The organism is Fischerella sp., assembly GCF_013388695.1.
Classification (GTDB): domain Bacteria; phylum Cyanobacteriota; class Cyanobacteriia; order Cyanobacteriales; family Nostocaceae; genus PCC9605.
The window spans coordinates 17,481-33,162 of the sequence record NZ_JACAEU010000030.1 but is presented as its reverse complement, the minus strand read 5'-3'; the positions used below and the strand labels follow the sequence as shown (position 1 = coordinate 33,162).

Annotated in this window: 14 protein-coding genes; 8 read left to right on the top strand and 6 right to left on the bottom strand. The window is 43.1% G+C overall.

The window, feature by feature from the left end:
- Positions 1-127 precede the first annotated feature (127 nt).
- Entirely contained in the window at positions 128-469 is a 342-nt protein-coding gene (locus HXY43_RS05125; protein ID WP_290880773.1) for a hypothetical protein, read from the top strand.
- A 210-nt stretch (positions 470-679) separates the two neighbouring features.
- On the opposite strand, the gene HXY43_RS05120 is transcribed toward HXY43_RS05125, so the two are convergent.
- The 5 genes from HXY43_RS05120 to HXY43_RS05100 all read right to left on the bottom strand — a co-directional run bounded on the left by HXY43_RS05120 (position 680) and on the right by HXY43_RS05100 (position 4,842).
- Positions 680-2,131: an AtzE family amidohydrolase gene (locus HXY43_RS05120; protein ID WP_290880771.1), complete on the bottom strand. Its 1,452-nt coding sequence runs from the start codon at positions 2,129-2,131 to the stop codon at positions 680-682.
- The gene (locus tag HXY43_RS05115) at positions 2,128-2,316 is read right to left on the bottom strand and encodes a DUF4089 domain-containing protein (RefSeq protein WP_026732796.1); all 189 of its coding nucleotides are present in this window, start codon (positions 2,314-2,316) and stop codon (positions 2,128-2,130) included. Before HXY43_RS05115 ends, HXY43_RS05120 begins: the two co-directional genes overlap by 4 nt.
- A gap of 9 nt (positions 2,317-2,325) precedes the next feature.
- Positions 2,326-3,849: a sodium/glutamate symporter gene (locus HXY43_RS05110; protein ID WP_290880766.1), complete on the bottom strand. Its 1,524-nt coding sequence runs from the start codon at positions 3,847-3,849 to the stop codon at positions 2,326-2,328.
- A gap of 59 nt (positions 3,850-3,908) precedes the next feature.
- The gene (locus HXY43_RS05105; RefSeq protein WP_290880763.1) at positions 3,909-4,262 is read right to left on the bottom strand and encodes a DUF952 domain-containing protein; all 354 of its coding nucleotides are present in this window, start codon (positions 4,260-4,262) and stop codon (positions 3,909-3,911) included.
- Between the two features lie 121 nt (positions 4,263-4,383).
- Positions 4,384-4,842: a KGK domain-containing protein gene (locus tag HXY43_RS05100; RefSeq protein ID WP_290880761.1), complete on the bottom strand. Its 459-nt coding sequence runs from the start codon at positions 4,840-4,842 to the stop codon at positions 4,384-4,386.
- A 323-nt stretch (positions 4,843-5,165) separates the two neighbouring features.
- Here HXY43_RS05100 and HXY43_RS05095 point away from each other — a divergent pair, with 323 nt between their 5' ends.
- Positions 5,166-6,083 carry a glutaminase gene (locus HXY43_RS05095; protein WP_290880759.1) on the top strand — a complete coding sequence of 306 codons (918 nt, stop codon included), beginning with the start codon at positions 5,166-5,168 and terminating at the stop codon, positions 6,081-6,083.
- A gap of 265 nt (positions 6,084-6,348) precedes the next feature.
- Here the strand turns inward: HXY43_RS05095 and HXY43_RS05090 are convergent, their stop codons facing one another.
- Positions 6,349-7,881 (bottom strand): hypothetical protein, encoded by a 1,533-nt coding sequence (locus HXY43_RS05090; protein ID WP_290880757.1) that lies wholly within the window; start codon positions 7,879-7,881, stop codon positions 6,349-6,351.
- Between the two features lie 586 nt (positions 7,882-8,467).
- Here HXY43_RS05090 and psaA point away from each other — a divergent pair.
- The 6 genes from psaA (at position 8,468) to cynS (ending at position 15,617) form a co-directional block, all read left to right on the top strand.
- The gene (psaA, locus tag HXY43_RS05085) at positions 8,468-10,726 is read left to right on the top strand and encodes a photosystem I core protein PsaA (RefSeq protein WP_290880756.1); all 2,259 of its coding nucleotides are present in this window, start codon (positions 8,468-8,470) and stop codon (positions 10,724-10,726) included.
- 195 nt (positions 10,727-10,921) lie between these two features.
- Entirely contained in the window at positions 10,922-13,147 is a 2,226-nt protein-coding gene (gene psaB, locus HXY43_RS05080) for a photosystem I core protein PsaB (protein ID WP_026732788.1), read from the top strand.
- A gap of 375 nt (positions 13,148-13,522) precedes the next feature.
- Positions 13,523-14,452, top strand: a complete 930-nt coding sequence (locus tag HXY43_RS05075) for a DUF262 domain-containing protein (protein WP_290880753.1) — start codon at positions 13,523-13,525, stop codon at positions 14,450-14,452.
- A 62-nt stretch (positions 14,453-14,514) separates the two neighbouring features.
- Positions 14,515-14,745, top strand: coding sequence for a DUF433 domain-containing protein (locus tag HXY43_RS05070; RefSeq protein WP_290880751.1), 231 nt, complete (start codon positions 14,515-14,517; stop codon positions 14,743-14,745).
- Positions 14,742-15,128: a DUF5615 family PIN-like protein gene (locus HXY43_RS05065; RefSeq protein WP_290880749.1), complete on the top strand. Its 387-nt coding sequence runs from the start codon at positions 14,742-14,744 to the stop codon at positions 15,126-15,128. The genes HXY43_RS05070 and HXY43_RS05065 overlap by 4 nt, the downstream gene beginning before the upstream one ends.
- A 48-nt stretch (positions 15,129-15,176) precedes the next feature.
- The gene (gene cynS / locus HXY43_RS05060; RefSeq protein ID WP_290880746.1) at positions 15,177-15,617 is read left to right on the top strand and encodes a cyanase; all 441 of its coding nucleotides are present in this window, start codon (positions 15,177-15,179) and stop codon (positions 15,615-15,617) included.
- Positions 15,618-15,682: the final 65 nt, after the last annotated feature.

Genomic DNA, 15,682 nt, shown 5'->3' with positions numbered 1-15,682 from the left:
ACTTAAAATTCACGCTAAGAGTATATCAGGGTGGGAGTAACCCACCTAATTTTTTTGTTATAAAGAAACTAGATAATATCTTTACATAGAGGATGTAGTTGCAGATAAAGTTCAGCAACCTTTTGATGTGGTTATTAATGATGTCGCAAAATTTGTGGATATATCCTCAAATGATGTACAACTAATTGAAGATGTTACCTCTGATGTAAAGCCAGAAATTCTGCAAAATGTTGAATCTACCACTACAAATGATCAACCACAATCTGGAAGTAAAAATTCTGTTGATGAGCAAGAAATTACAGCTGCCACTTTAAAAGTAGAGACGAGCCAATTAAAATCAGAAGCATCACCTTTATCTGTTGAAAATGTAGAAAAGACAATGTCTCTTCAAGCATTACCAAGTAAAGGTTTTGGTCGTGTTGCTACTTCACAAAGTAAATCAAAAAATTCTAAAAAGAAGAAGCGGTGATCTATTAATTTTCGCGTTACATAATGCAATCAAGCAGATATTAAAAAAATCCCAAATCTAGTAAATCATTAATAACTGCCTCTGCCTGATTGCTACTTTACCCGATTGGCTTTAATCCTCAGAAAAGCGATCGCCCTCAAACATAAACGTACCATTCATGTCTAGCAGAACAACCTTAAATCTCTCAAGTAAATTCATTTAATGCTTTTTCTATACAACAGGTGCTGATATCACACCCCTTGCTTCTAAAACTGCTGCAACTCGTAAAATTAGTTCTTCATGATAGGGTGCGGCTACTAATTGTACTCCCAACGGTAAAGCATTTGAACTTTGAATTGGCACTGATAAAACAGGCAAGCCAATGAATGATAATGGTTGAGTGAATAATCCTAAATGAGGACGGACGAGAATTTCTTCACCGTCTAAAATCATGGTTTGTTGTTCAATTAATGGTGCAGAAATTGGTGTAGTTGGGGCAATAATTACATCTACCTTCTGAAAGATTTCGCGAACTCTATCTTGAAACCATCTCCTAAATCGCTGCGCTTGGATGTACCAACTACTAGGAATTAACGCACCCGCAAGAAAGCGATCGCGCGTCGCTGGATCGAAGTCTTGCGGACGTTGACGCAACTTCTCCAAATGCAGATTTGCCCCCTCACAAGCTGTAATTACAAACGCTGCGGCACGGGCGCGATGTGCTTCAGGTATAGTTACATACTCAGCGACGTTCAAAGCATCTGCTACTTTTTGCACTGCTTCCAAAGCTTCAACATTTGCTCCTTTACGGAAATAATCATCGGCGATCGCAATTCTGATACCATCTAAATTGTGTAGAGACGTTGCATGATTGTGTAGAGACGTTGCATGATTGTGTAGAGACGTTGCATGATTGTGTAGAGACGTTGCATGCAACGTCTCTACAGGCAGGCGTTTTGTACAAACCGGATCGCGTTCATCTTCTGTTTGCAGTACATCAAAAGCTGTGGCAATATCCCGTACTGAACGGGCAAAGGGGCCGATGTGGTCAAAACTGCTGGAAAATAAAGCTACGCCAGCACGAGATAACCTTCCATAAGTTGGTTTGAAACCAAAAACGCCACACAAAGCAGCGGGTACACGAATTGAACCATTAGTATCAGAACCCAGTGTCAGCGGAACCAACCCAGCAGCCACCGCCGCCGCCGAACCACCCGACGAACCACCAGCTACCCGTTTGAGATCGTGGGGGTTATGAGTAGCACCATAATGGAAGTTTTCCGTCACAAACCCATAGGCGTACTCATCCATATTTAATGCGCCTACAAGTATCCCACCTGCTTGTTTCAATCGTGCTACCGCCGTTGCATCTTGCATTGCTGGAGGATTTTCAGCATTGATTTTTGCACCTGCAAGCGTTGTGATTCCAGCAATATCGAAAAGATTTTTAACGGCGAAAGGTACACCAGCAAGTAACCCCGGATTTTTACCTTGGGCAATTTCTCTGTCAATTGTTGCTGCATCAGCCCAAGCAGTTTCAGCTGTCACTGCGGTAAAACAGTTGAGTTCGCGATCTCGGGCTGCAATTCTTTGTAAGGCAGCTTTTGTAACTTCTACCGCGCTAATTTTACCTTGGCGCACTGCTGTGGCGATAGATACAGCATCTGCTGAATCTAGATTCATGGTTCAAACACGGGTGCTACTTCAACTTCTTCAGGTAGAGGAAAGGAATTTACCACTTGGGCGATCGCTCTAATTCTCTCAAAATTTGCTACCACCCCATCCCGATACTCATCAGGCAATTGTAAATCCAACAACGCAGCCATTTGTTCAACATATTCACCTGCATCAAAACCTTGACTTTCCATCTTCTTACCTTACTGGACTGTTAAATCATGCTTCCGCAGTTGTCTGCTGTTATAAAAACCAAAGATCAGCCAAAATGCCAAAATTAATGATATCAGCAGCAAAATCGGCAGCGAACCAAATTTAGCAATTAAAGGTGGTGCAGCAGCGGTAAATAGTCCTCCACCAACAATAGGTTCAAAAAGCAATTGTTTATAAGCAAAACTCTCAAAAGCGCCGGAACGATTATCCGGATCAACCATCCGCAATAGCAATAACCCAGTAGAAGTCACTCCCATCGATTGTCCCATGTCACCAATTCCGCGTTCAAACCAGTAGAAAGGTAGCAGACGGGGGCCCAGAAAAAGAAAGGCACACACATTCCAAGTGATGCCAGCAACAGACAAAATCATGAAAGGAGCGAAATTTTCACCCAACACAGATAGAGAAATCGTTGCTAGTGCTGTGACAATTGTGACATCTAACGCCAATCCGCCAATGCGTTCGATCAGGGGACGGCTAATCAAGTAGCTACGACCAGTACGTACTAGCAAATACTGCACAATTATCCCGCCTATGAGTGCGATCGGGAATAGGGGCACGTAGGGTATTAGCTTTAGTCCGTCTCCTCTACCCCAAGTAATCAACTCTAATAAACGCAATGCTTCTAAGATTAGCCAACCGAAAGCGATCGCCAATCCCACAAAACCAAAGTTGAGTGACAATGGGTCAATAAGTAGTTCGCGGAATAAATTTTCTCTCGCAACTTTAATAGCATGGGGTTCATCTGAGAGATTTCCCTCTTGCATTCCCGACTCGGCTAGCGGTTCGCGGCTGATTTGCACACGTCCTGTGCGGCGTCCCCAGTGTATTAACCATGTACCTGTAATCACTCCAGAGACAAGCCCCACCGTCGCCAAAGCTAGAGATAAATCTGGCCCAGCCGCAAAGCCCAATTCTACAAAAGTTGGTGCCATTCCTGCTGCGGTTCCGTGTCCACCTTCAAAGGCAACTTCAATTAAACATGCTGCAATGGGAGGCAAGCCAAAAACTGGTGTTAACACGGTAATCCCTAGTATCAAACCTACCACGTATTGTCCCCAAGCGAGAGTTTGACCGAAAGCCGCTTGGGGTGAAGCTTGACGCCAAAATTCTCGCAATCCTGGAATAGACTGTCCAAGAAATATAGTGGCGAAGACGATATTAATAAAAATGCTAGGAGACTGTGACCAAACCGTCCGCACAGTTTCAGAAAATAAACCGTTGACAAGGGGAGATTCTGGATTTAGTGCTTTGACGATCGCACCAAAAGCAGCTGGCCCCAGTAGTAAAGCAACTATACCAGCGACAACCGAACTGGGTATGTATAGCGATCGCAGTAACCGGAGGCGTTGCCTAATCAACCGCCCAACGAGGATTAATATAGCAATAAAAGTATAAGCCCAAAATACATCTATGAGTTTGAACATGGCAGTTTTTGGCGATTTTTGGTAATGGGCAGTTGCATAAACGCAAAGATTAGCGTTTCTATAATATTCTTGGCGTAATGTTACCATTACGCAGAATCTGCAAACCCAATTTTATGGCGATCGCACCGTCACAAATGCCATGTCATCTACTCAGATATTTCTTGTAACTCTGGGCACATTTGAAAAAATCCATCTTTTCCTGGATTAAAATCAACAAATTTGAAAACAGCATCAATATTCAAAGCACCATAAATATGAGAAAATAGTTCGTCTACCTCAGCCGCTTCATAACGAATTTCCGCTTTAACTTGATCGGAATCAATAAATAGAAGTACCAATCCTTTTTGATGGGCAAAAAAATTATTACCAACTTTAATTATTTGCTTAGGTGTAGAACAATGAATGAAGCCTTCAGAGTCGAGACTATCAGCCCTATACATACCTGCTAGTTGCGCTTGTTTCCATTTCTCCCATTGGGTGATATGAAGAATGGTATTCATAGTCATTGAGGAATTATTGTACTTGGTGTCTTAGTGCCTTGGTGTTTAATAAAACTTGATTTTTTCACCACCAAGACACGAAGACACAAAGAAAACTATATTTTATTTTTGATCAAATTACCTAATTTTCAGCGATGATTTTGCAAATATCATCGAAAATAGGGTCATATTCAATCGCTTCTTCAGGGTAAAATTCCAAATAAATTTGATTGAGATTAGGATCAAGAGATAAAATACATACCTCTATATTTAGTTTTCCTTTCTGCCACCCTTGACTGCCAATTCTTAATACTTGGCAATTTATCACATACTTGTATTGAATTTCACGTAGTTTGATATGATGTTCACTCAGAGATATTAAATTAAATAATTCAAATATAGAAACACCAGGTTCAAGACTGTTAGATTCATAAACGCATCGGTGTAATCTTTGTCTAATTTGTTTATCGACTAGCTCTTTTAGCCTACTAGCTTTAAATGTATCATTTCCCAAAAGTACAACATCATCACAATCTAGCGGTATAATTTTATCGCTCATATCAATATCAAACGAAGTTAATTTGTATTGGGCAACAACCACAATACTTTAAACATAATTTCTAAGATATTCTGCCAATTACTTGACATCCAATTAGTTAAAACTTTGAAAAAATAACATCATAATTATCAGTTTGCAATTAATGCTGAAATATTCACTACAAATTGCTAGTTCAAGAAGTTATTTTTAAAGTAATGCCAAGGAGTTGCTGAAGAGATAGGGGTTTTTCGGTATTAAGCCAAGCATAGTTTTGCGGTAGTTCTGGCGCTCTTACACGGGGAGTCATAATAATTAAAAATGAAAACTTAAGATATCGGTGGGCGATCGCTCATTCTTTACATTAACTAGAAATACTCCTAATTGCTTTGAGAAAACTGGAAACCCTTACTCCCACTGAGTTATTAGCCTGCATACAACAAGCCAAATTGCAAGCATCTCAAGGACGAGTTGCCGATCGCATTCCGCGATTGGCTGTGGCTAATTCCCATTGGTTTGCAGTTCACATCTGCTGTGCATCAGGAAAAAGTTTCAGTGTCGGCGATACAAGTTGTGTTTTTCCGCTGATGAGTGCCATTAAGCCGTTTTCACTGCTGTATCTGCTAGAACATCTGGGAGTAGAAATGGTTTTTGAGTGGGTTGGCATTGAACCATCTCATGCTAGTTTCAATTCTCTAGAACAGCTAATTGCTGATGGCGGCTATCCCCGCAATCCGATGATCAATAGTGGGGCAATTACTCTCGCTGATAAATTACCAGGAAAAGACGCTAGCGATCGCACTCAAAAATTCTGTCAATGGCTGAATCAAATCACAGATTGTCAGTTCAAGTTAGATGAAGCCATGCTCGCTTCGGTACGTTCAGCAGGCTCTCAAACTAATCGAGCGATTAGCCAATATCTTGCCCAAACTGGATATGTAAATGATTTAGAAGCTGCTCTTGACACATACGAGCAGATATGCTGTCTATCTGGAAAGGTGGAATACCTAGCCCGGTTGGGAAAGCTTTTGGCTTGTGAAAGTGGATTGGTATCACCGCAGCATCGTCAAATTGTCAACGCGCTGATGCTTGCCTGTGGACTGTATGAGGCTTCTTTCTTATATGCCTTGCGAATTGGTCTACCAATGAAATCAGGTATCAGCGGTACACTTTTGGCAATAGTACCAACAAAAGGAGCGATCGCCTGTTACAGTCCTCCTTTAGATCCTGCGGGTAATCCTGTAGCAGCACTTGGCTTTGTCGAAGCTTTATCTCAACGGTTGCGGTTGAGTATCTTTGCAGGCTAGTGATTACTGATAGCTGGATCTAATTTTAGATGCGATCATCATATAAAAAAATTCATAATACGGTAGAGCATACTGAAAGTAACGTATAGGATGCAAAGGAGAACGCACCAAGGGCGCAGAGTATTGGTACAAACCTTCTGCATCCGGGCGTCTACAGCCCGCAGAGCATCAAAATTTTTTACTTTAATCTATAAAAAAATAGCAGAGTAGATACTCTACTCTGCCTGTACCAAGAAAGTATTAGTTCAGCTTTCAGCAAACACAGTCACGATTGATTTTGGGTTTCGCTGCTTGGTTGTTCAGGTGTGGGTGTGTTTTCCAATGGTTCCGGTGCAGATGGCTGAATCATCTTTGGTTGAGCATACGGCAAACTAGGAGATGGTGCAGCATTGGGGTACTGTCGGCGATTGAAATATCGTCCTAGTTCTGGTTTTTCTGGCTGGGGAGCAACTTTTTGAGGTAATAATTTTGGATCTGCTTCTGGTAAAACATCTAGTTGTGGTTCTTCTGTTGTTTCTGGCGCTGGAGTCTCGATAATCTCTGGCAGAGTAGGAGATACACTCGGTGATGGTTCCACTGTTTGTGGTGGTGTGGGCATCTTGCCTGCACGACGATTGAAAAATCCGCCAAATCTCGGTTTTTCTGGTTGTGTTGATGGCGCTGGTTGAGGTTCTATTTCAGGAACTGGCTGTTTTTCTTCTTGAGGCTGTGGTTCTGGTGTGGCTTCAGGTGTAGGTGTTGCTGTGGGAGTGGGTTCTATTTCAAGAATGGGTTGTTTTTCTTCCTTGGGCTGTATTTCTGGTGTAGGTTCAGGTGTAGGCGTTGCTGTAGGAGTGGGTGTAGGTTCAGCAGTTGGTATTTTCGCTGTGTAACTAGGATCTACAATTGAGCGAACTTGATCTGCTGACAGTTCTCCTCTAACGATTTTAGAAAGGGTGTCTTTACCCTTGGGTTCGTAGGTGATCAGCCGAACCGTACTGTTAAATTCATTCTTAACAGGGTTGCCTTGGTTGTCGAGAAATTCCAGTTTTACCCAGTTTTTACCTGGCTTAAAGCCTTTGAGATAAACTGCTTGCCAGCGATCGAGAACGAAGCTTTCACCATTAATTGTGCAGCGAATCCGCCAATCTGCAAATTGGTCGTTGTGGTTATCTTTAGCTACCAAGTGTAATGGGGCGTTAGTTAGGTAAAAGTCTAGCAGAATAGGTTCTGCTCCATAGCTGCCCTTGGGACGGCTGTAGGTTAACAAGGGTAAGGCTGGATCGGGGTTATTGTCATCGCTTTTAGTAAAAATGTGAAATGTCGTTTGGGCATAAGCGCCTTCATTTTTAAAACTTTCGTGCCAAGGACGGGAGGCAAATACACGTAGGGTATGGGTACCTGGAGACAAGTCAGATAAAACCAGAGGCTGCTTGAGGTCGTAGACAGCTATATATGGTTCATTATCAACAATTACGTGCAGATGGGGACCCATATCTAGTTGCGAGTCCTTATATATAGGTAGATCTGTTACTTGAAAGCGAACTGCAACTTTGTTGTCTTGAAGGACTTCATCTGACTGGGGAGCAAGTATTGATACCTGGGGTTGATAAACTTCCAAACTTTGACGTAGTTCTTGAATTACGGCTGGTGGGGCAACTTCTGAGAATTGCTTGGTTGTAATTTGAGGACTTTCTCGCAACTTACCAAACGGTTCTTGGCTAACAGCTTTCTCACCACAACTGGTTAAACTCAATACCAAAACTAATGCCATTAGCGACTTTAGGAGAGTTAAAGCCGCTGTCCGCCAGGAGTTCATACTTTCCACCGATGATACTCATTTAACAACTGACAGATTATTTTGGCTCAGACTACCCATTATAACTACGACCCAAAGGCTAAAATTTGCCTTGCTCTTGCCTGAAGAATCTGAGTGTCAATTTGCTTATTTCAGCATAACTTAATCTTATGTAAGGAAAATAACTATTTTTCTTAATAGTAATTTAACCATGTTTTAGTAATCCTCATAACGGAAATACACGCTATTTGGTAAGAATGCTGTAACCAAAATAAAGGTGATTAAGATGATTTGCTCTAAATAGAACTATAAAGTTTGCGAATTGTTTCCGTTTGTAAAATAAATAGAGAAACTATTGACTTTTTGACAAGTCTTTTAAAAGCGAAAAGCAGATTACACAATTACTCCAAGGATTTTGAATTATTGTTAAAATGTCTCCAACAATGTGTGAGAGAAGACTTTATAATTCAACAGAAACCACTCTCCACATAGAGTCTTCATTGCTGCTCCACCCTCTTTCTGGAGGATGCGGCTAAAGTTCACTAAAGCTAAGAAGACAGCTTGTGGCAAACATAATTCCTCAGTCCTTTTTAAGAGAGGAGGTCGAATGACAATAAGTCCTCCGGAGCGAGAGGAAAAAAAAGCAAGAGTAATAGTCGATAACGACCCGGTTCCTACTTCATTTGAGAGGTGGGCTAAGCCAGGACATTTCGACAGAACTCTAGCCAAAGGTCCCAAAACCACTACGTGGATTTGGAACCTGCATGCACTCGCCCACGATTTTGATACACATACAAGTGATTTAGAAGACATTTCCCGCAAGATATTCGCAGCACACTTCGGTCACTTAGCAGTAGTGACCTTGTGGCTGAGCGGGATGATATTTCATGGCGCTCGTTTTTCAAACTATGAAGCTTGGTTGAGCGACCCTCTGAACGTCAAACCTAGCGCTCAAGTCGTTTGGCCAATCGTTGGTCAAGATATTTTGAATGGGGATGTCGGCGGCGGCTTCCACGGTATTCAAATTACTTCTGGCTTGTTCCAAGTTTGGCGTGGTTGGGGTATCACCAACTCGTTCCAACTGTACTGCACTGCGATTGGTGGTCTAGTATTAGCAGGCTTACTCTTGTTTGCCGGCTGGTTCCACTACCACAAGCGCGCTCCCAAGTTGGAATGGTTCCAGAACGCCGAGTCAATGTTGAATCACCACTTGCAAGTTTTGCTAGGTTGTGGTTCCTTAGGCTGGGCAGGACACATAATTCACGTATCTGCGCCCACCAACAAGCTTTTGGATGCGGGAGTCGCCCTCAAGGACATACCGTTGCCCCACGAGTTCATTTTGAACAAAGACTTGTTGACCGAACTGTATCCCAGCTTTGCCAATGGTTTAGCGCCTTTCTTCACATTGAACTGGGGTACATATGCTGACTTCCTCACCTTTAAGGGAGGTCTAAACCCAGTCACGGGTGGCTTGTGGATGACAGATATTGCCCATCACCACTTGGCGATCGCAGTATTATTCATCATTGCCGGTCACATGTACCGTACCAACTGGGGTATCGGTCACAGCATCAAAGAGATCCTGGAAAACCACAAAGGCCCCTTCACTGGTGAAGGTCACAAGGGTCTCTACGAAAACATGACCACCTCTTGGCACGCTCAGTTGGCAACCAACCTTGCCATGCTGGGTTCGCTGACCATCATCGTGGCACACCACATGTACGCGATGCCTCCGTATCCGTACTTGGCAACCGACTACGCTACCCAACTCTGCATTTTCACTCACCACATGTGGATTGGTGGCTTCTTAATTGTTGGTGGTGCCGCACACGCTGCCATCTTCATGGTGCGTGATTACGATCCCGTAGTTAACCAAAACAACGTTTTGGATCGGGTAATTCGCCACAGAGATGCAATTATCTCTCACCTGAACTGGGTATGTATATTCCTTGGCTTCCATAGCTTTGGATTGTACGTCCACAACGACACAATGCGTGCCTTGGGTCGTCCCCAAGACATGTTCTCGGATGCGGCAATTCAGTTGCAACCTGTGTTCGCTCAGTGGGTACAAAACCTACACACCATTGCTCCCGGTGCAACTGCACCTAATGCGCTTCAACCTGTTAGCTATGCCTTCGGCGGCGGTATCCTCGCTGTAGGCGGCAAAGTGGCAATGATGCCAATTGCGTTGGGTACGGCGGACTTCATGATCCACCATATTCACGCATTCCAAATTCATGTCACAGCTCTGATTCTCTTAAAAGGATTCCTGTTTGCTCGTAGCTCCCGTCTGATTCCAGACAAGGCAAACTTAGGCTTCCGCTTCCCTTGTGATGGCCCTGGTCGTGGTGGTACCTGTCAGGTATCTGGTTGGGACCATGTGTTCCTCGGATTGTTCTGGATGTACAACACCATTTCAATTGCAATTTTCCACTTCAGCTGGAAGATGCAATCTGACGTCTGGGGAACGGTAGACGCAGCTGGTAATGTGACTCACATTACAGGTGGTAACTTTGCCCAAAGTGCCATCACCATTAATGGCTGGTTGCGTGACTTCTTATGGGCACAAGCGGTACAAGTCATCAACTCCTATGGCAGTGCGCTGTCAGCATATGGATTGATGTTCTTAGGCGCACACTTCGTCTGGGCATTTAGCTTGATGTTCCTGTTCAGTGGTCGTGGCTACTGGCAAGAATTGATTGAGTCCATTGTCTGGGCACATAATAAACTGAAAGTGGCACCGTCAATTCAGCCTCGTGCTCTGAGCATCATTCAAGGTCGGGCTGTAGGGGTAGCTCACTACCTCTTGGGAGGAATTGCCACAACCTGGGCATTCTTCCACGCACACATCCTTTCAATAGGCTAGTAATCGGCTTGAACAGTTAGTGGTTAGTAGTTAGTGGTTAGTAGGATTTTGTTGGTGGTTGGTCGTTGTTTGGAATAAATAATAAACAACAAACAACAAACAACAAACAACTAACAACAAACAACTAACAACTAACAACTAACAACTAACAACGCTGATACTTGATGGCTAAGAGTCAGAGGATTTATTTAACCTATGGCAACAAAATTTCCAAAATTTAGCCAGGATCTCGCACAAGATCCGACGACACGTCGGATCTGGTATGCGATGGCTATGGGAAATGATTTTGAAAGCCATGATGGCATGACCGAAGAAAATCTCTACCAAAAGATTTTCGCTACTCACTTCGGTCATCTGGCAATCATTTTCCTGTGGGCTTCCAGCCTTCTATTCCACGTAGCCTGGCAAGGTAACTTTGAACAGTGGATTAAAGATCCCCTTCATATCCGTCCCATCGCCCATGCGATTTGGGACCCCCACTTCGGTAAACCTGCAATAGAAGCTTTCACTCAAGGTGGAGCTAACTATCCAGTAAACATTGCATACTCTGGGGTCTACCACTGGTGGTACACCATCGGTATGCGGACAAATGGCGACCTGTACATGGGTTCCATCTTCCTGCTATTGTTAGCATCCTTGTTCCTGTTTGCTGGCTGGTTGCACTTACAACCCAAATTCCGTCCCAGCCTCGCTTGGTTCAAGATGGCTGAGTCTCGCCTCAACCACCACCTGGCAGGTTTGTTCGGTGTAAGTTCACTGGCTTGGACTGGTCACTTGGTTCACGTCGCTATCCCCGAATCTCGCGGACAGCACGTAGGCTGGGATAACTTCCTCAGCACTCTGCCCCACCCAGCAGGCTTGCAACCTTTCTTTACAGGTAACTGGGGTGTTTACGCACAGAACCCAGACACTGCAAACCATGTGTTCGGCACTTCCCAAGGATCTGGTACTGCGATTCTAACTTTCTTAGGTGGTTTCCATCCTCAGACTGAATCGCTGTGGTTGACTGATATGGCTCACCACCACTTAGCGATCGCAGTACTGTTCATCGTTGCCGGTCACATGTACCGCACCAACTTTGGCATCGGTCACAGCATCAAAGAAATGATGGATGCCAAAACCTTCTTCGGCAAATCCGTAGAAGGCCCCTTCAACATGCCTCACCAAGGCATTTACGAAACCTACAACAACTCCCTGCACTTCCAGTTGGGTTGGCACCTAGCTTGCTTGGGTGTAATCACCTCCTTGGTAGCGCAACATATGTACTCCCTGCCTCCTTACGCATTCATTGCTAAGGACTACACAACTCAGGCAGCGTTGTACACTCACCACCAGTACATTGCCATTTTCTTGATGCTCGGTGCATTCGCTCACGGTGCCATCTTCTGGGTACGTGACTACGATCCCGAACAAAATAAGGGCAACGTGCTAGAGCGCGTGCTGAAGCACAAAGAAGCGATTATCTCTCACCTGAGCTGGGTATCCCTGTTCTTGGGCTTCCACACCTTGGGTCTGTATGTACACAACGACGTAGTAGTTGCCTTCGGCACACCCGAGAAGCAAATTTTGATTGAGCCTGTGTTTGCTCAGTTCATCCAAGCTGCTCACGGTAAAGTGCTGTATGGACTCGACGTTCTGTTGTCCAACCCAGACAGTGTTGCTTACACCGCTTATCCCAACTACGGTAACGTTTGGTTACCTGGTTGGCTGGATGCAATCAACTCTGGTACTAACTCCCTGTTCTTAACAATTGGCCCTGGTGACTTTTTAGTACACCATGCCTTTGCCCTAGCAATCCACACCACCACCTTAGTATTGGTTAAAGGTGCTTTGGATGCTCGTGGTTCTAAGCTGATGCCCGATAAAAAGGACTTCGGCTACGCCTTCCCTTGCGACGGCCCCGGTCGTGGCGGTACTTGCGACATCTCTGCTTGGGACGCCTTTTACCTCGCTACCTTCTGGGCATTAAACACAGTAGGTTGGGTAACTTTCTACTGGCACTGGAAGCATCTAGGTATTTGGCAAGGCAACGTTGCTCAGTTCAACGAATCTTCTACATACCTCATGGGCTGGTTCCGTGATTACCTCTGGGCTAACTCCGCTCAGTTGATTAACGGATACAATCCCTACGGCATGAACAACCTGTCTGTTTGGGCTTGGATGTTCCTATTCGGACACCTAGTTTGGGCTACCGGCTTCATGTTCCTCATCTCCTGGAGAGGTTACTGGCAAGAGTTGATTGAAACTCTTGTTTGGGCACACGAGCGTACTCCAATTGCGAACCTGGTTCGCTGGAAAGACAAGCCCGTTGCTCTGTCTATCGTTCAAGCTCGTTTGGTTGGTTTAGTTCACTTTAGTGTGGGCTATGTTCTAACCTATGCAGCATTCCTCATTGCCTCGACGGCTGGTAAGTTCGGTTAACCCGGTTGCTAGTTTTGATAGGTAATTAAATAATCCCCTGCCATTTGGTGGGGGATTTTTTATACATAAGGTCATAATTGCACACAAAACTGTATTTCGCTAAATCAATTAATATAAGTAATAAGGTTCATTAATGACATGTTAAGATAACATTGCTTTTGTCAATTAGGAATTATGCTGAAAAGTGAGTGAAAAATAAGGTATCAAAGTAAGCTTATTACTGAGTTTTCAGTTCAAAAGTGAATGATGAGTACAAAGATTATGCGATCGCTCCCACAGTTTTTGAAGCATTTTTAAGTAATATTGCTTATAAATAAAAGCGCTATAACCTTAACCTGTCACAGATGAATAAGGTTAGTCAGTGGTGTAATAATTATGACTATGCAACCTGAAAGTACTTCCTTAGGTGATTTGTTCTGTCGTCGAATTCCTTTCAAAGTACCAAAATATCAAAGGGCTTTTGATTGGGAGCAAGAAGAGATAGATGATTTTATCAAAGATTTGTTAGTGCTTTATAATGCTAGACAAAATAATTCTCATCAGCCGAGAAAACACTTTTTTGGTGGATTAGTAAGCATAAAACAGCATATACCTAACAGTTATACAGGAAATCTTTATGATTTAGTAGATGGTCAGCAAAGACTGGCCACTTTCACACTTACGATTGCTTCACTTATTAGAACTTTTGAGTCTCTTGCAAGAGAAGCCGAAATTGAAAAAGATATAGATACTTCCCAAACTGCCAAATCTTATGCTAGCACAACAAAATCAGAGTATTTAGAATATAAAGAAGTAGTAAATAGTCAATTACAACCCCGACTTCGTCTAACTCTTTCTAAAGCTGATCGCTTATTTTTTGAAGACTTGGTTAATAGTCGTAATCCCAAAGCTACACGAGATTCCCACAAAAAATTGCAAGCTGCTTGGGAGTCTATTAATAAAAAACTTATTGGTAAAGTACTAAACGATATTCCTAACTCTAGCACTGCTCAAAAACTGAATAATCTTCTAAACCTGAGAAAATCTGTAATAGAGGATTGTTATGTTATCTATATTGTCAGTGAGGATAGAAGTGAAGCATATAGATTATTTGCGGTATTAAATGACAGAGGTCGAGAGTTAAGTGATGGTAACAAATTACGTTCAGATACTTTAGAGTTGTTAGAAAAACATGAGAGACAACAACAGCTTGCAGAAAATAATTGGGACAAAATACTTAGTTATCCAGCACAGGAGAACAAGCAGAATCTACAGCAGCGAAGAAGTAAATTACTAAAGATGGCAAAGAAAATTTTTACTGTCTAGAGCTAAAGCAGCGATGCTTTGTTTACGCAGAAAATTAACCTCAATAAAGAATTATCAGAATCATGGCAAACTGGCAAGAACGCATCAGCATCAATCCCCAAGTATGTCACGGCAAACCTTGCATCAAAGGTACACGCATCATGGTATCGGTCATCCTTGATAATCTTGCCGAAGGACTGACATTTGAGGAAATTATTCAAGAGTATCCGCCACTGACTTTAGAAGATATTAGGGCTGCGATTGCCTACGCGGCACAATTAACTAGAGAAGAGGAACTGCTGCCACTGCGATGAGTAAAATGTTGGTGAAACTCGACGAGAACATGGCACAAACCCATGTTGAGTTTTTGCAGCAAGCTGGTTACGAATGTGATCGCGTAACTGATGAAGGGTTATCTGGCGCAGAAGACGAAATTGTTTGGCAGCAGGTGTGTGCTGAAGAACGCTTTTTCATTACTCTTGATTTAGATTTCTCAGATGTTCGCCGCTTTCCACCAGGCACTCATCCAGGTATACTGCTAGTGCGACCGCGTAGTCGTAGCCGTCAGGCAGTGCTAGAAATACTATCTCGTGTTGTAAGTGAACAACCATTAGAAACTCTCAAAAGTTGCCTTGTTGTTGCAGATGAAATGCAGACGCGAACCCGTCGCCCCTACCCGACTGAATCAGAAGGGTAAGTAAGTGATAACTTGTATAGAAAGTCAATTCACCGGAGGAGTTTTCAGGTGTCTATTCCCGAAATTACTCAAAAACTTTTAGCAGCAAAAAAAGACAAGGGACTAAGCTTTACAGATTTAGAAAAGATTTTGGGACGTGATGAAGTATGGATTGCGGCTGTAATCTATCGTCAAGCTAGTGCTTCACAGGAAGAGGCAAAGTTATTGATTGAAGCATTAGGGCTTGATGAAAGCTATGTGAAAGAATTAATAGAATTTCCTGTCAAAGGATTAGGCCCAGTTGTACCAACAGATCCTCTGATTTACCGTTTCTACGAAATTATGCAGGTGTATGGAATGCCGATGAAAGCGGTAATTCACGAAAAGTTCGGTGATGGAATCATGAGCGCGATTGATTTTACTTTAGATATCGAAAAAGAAGAAGACCCCAAAGGCGATCGCGTTAAAGTTATCATGTCTGGTAAATTTCTTCCTTACAAAAAATGGTAGAGTTTTATTTCTACCCTATTTTCCTTTTAAGTACCCCTCTTTCTAAACAAGAGGGGATTTAAATA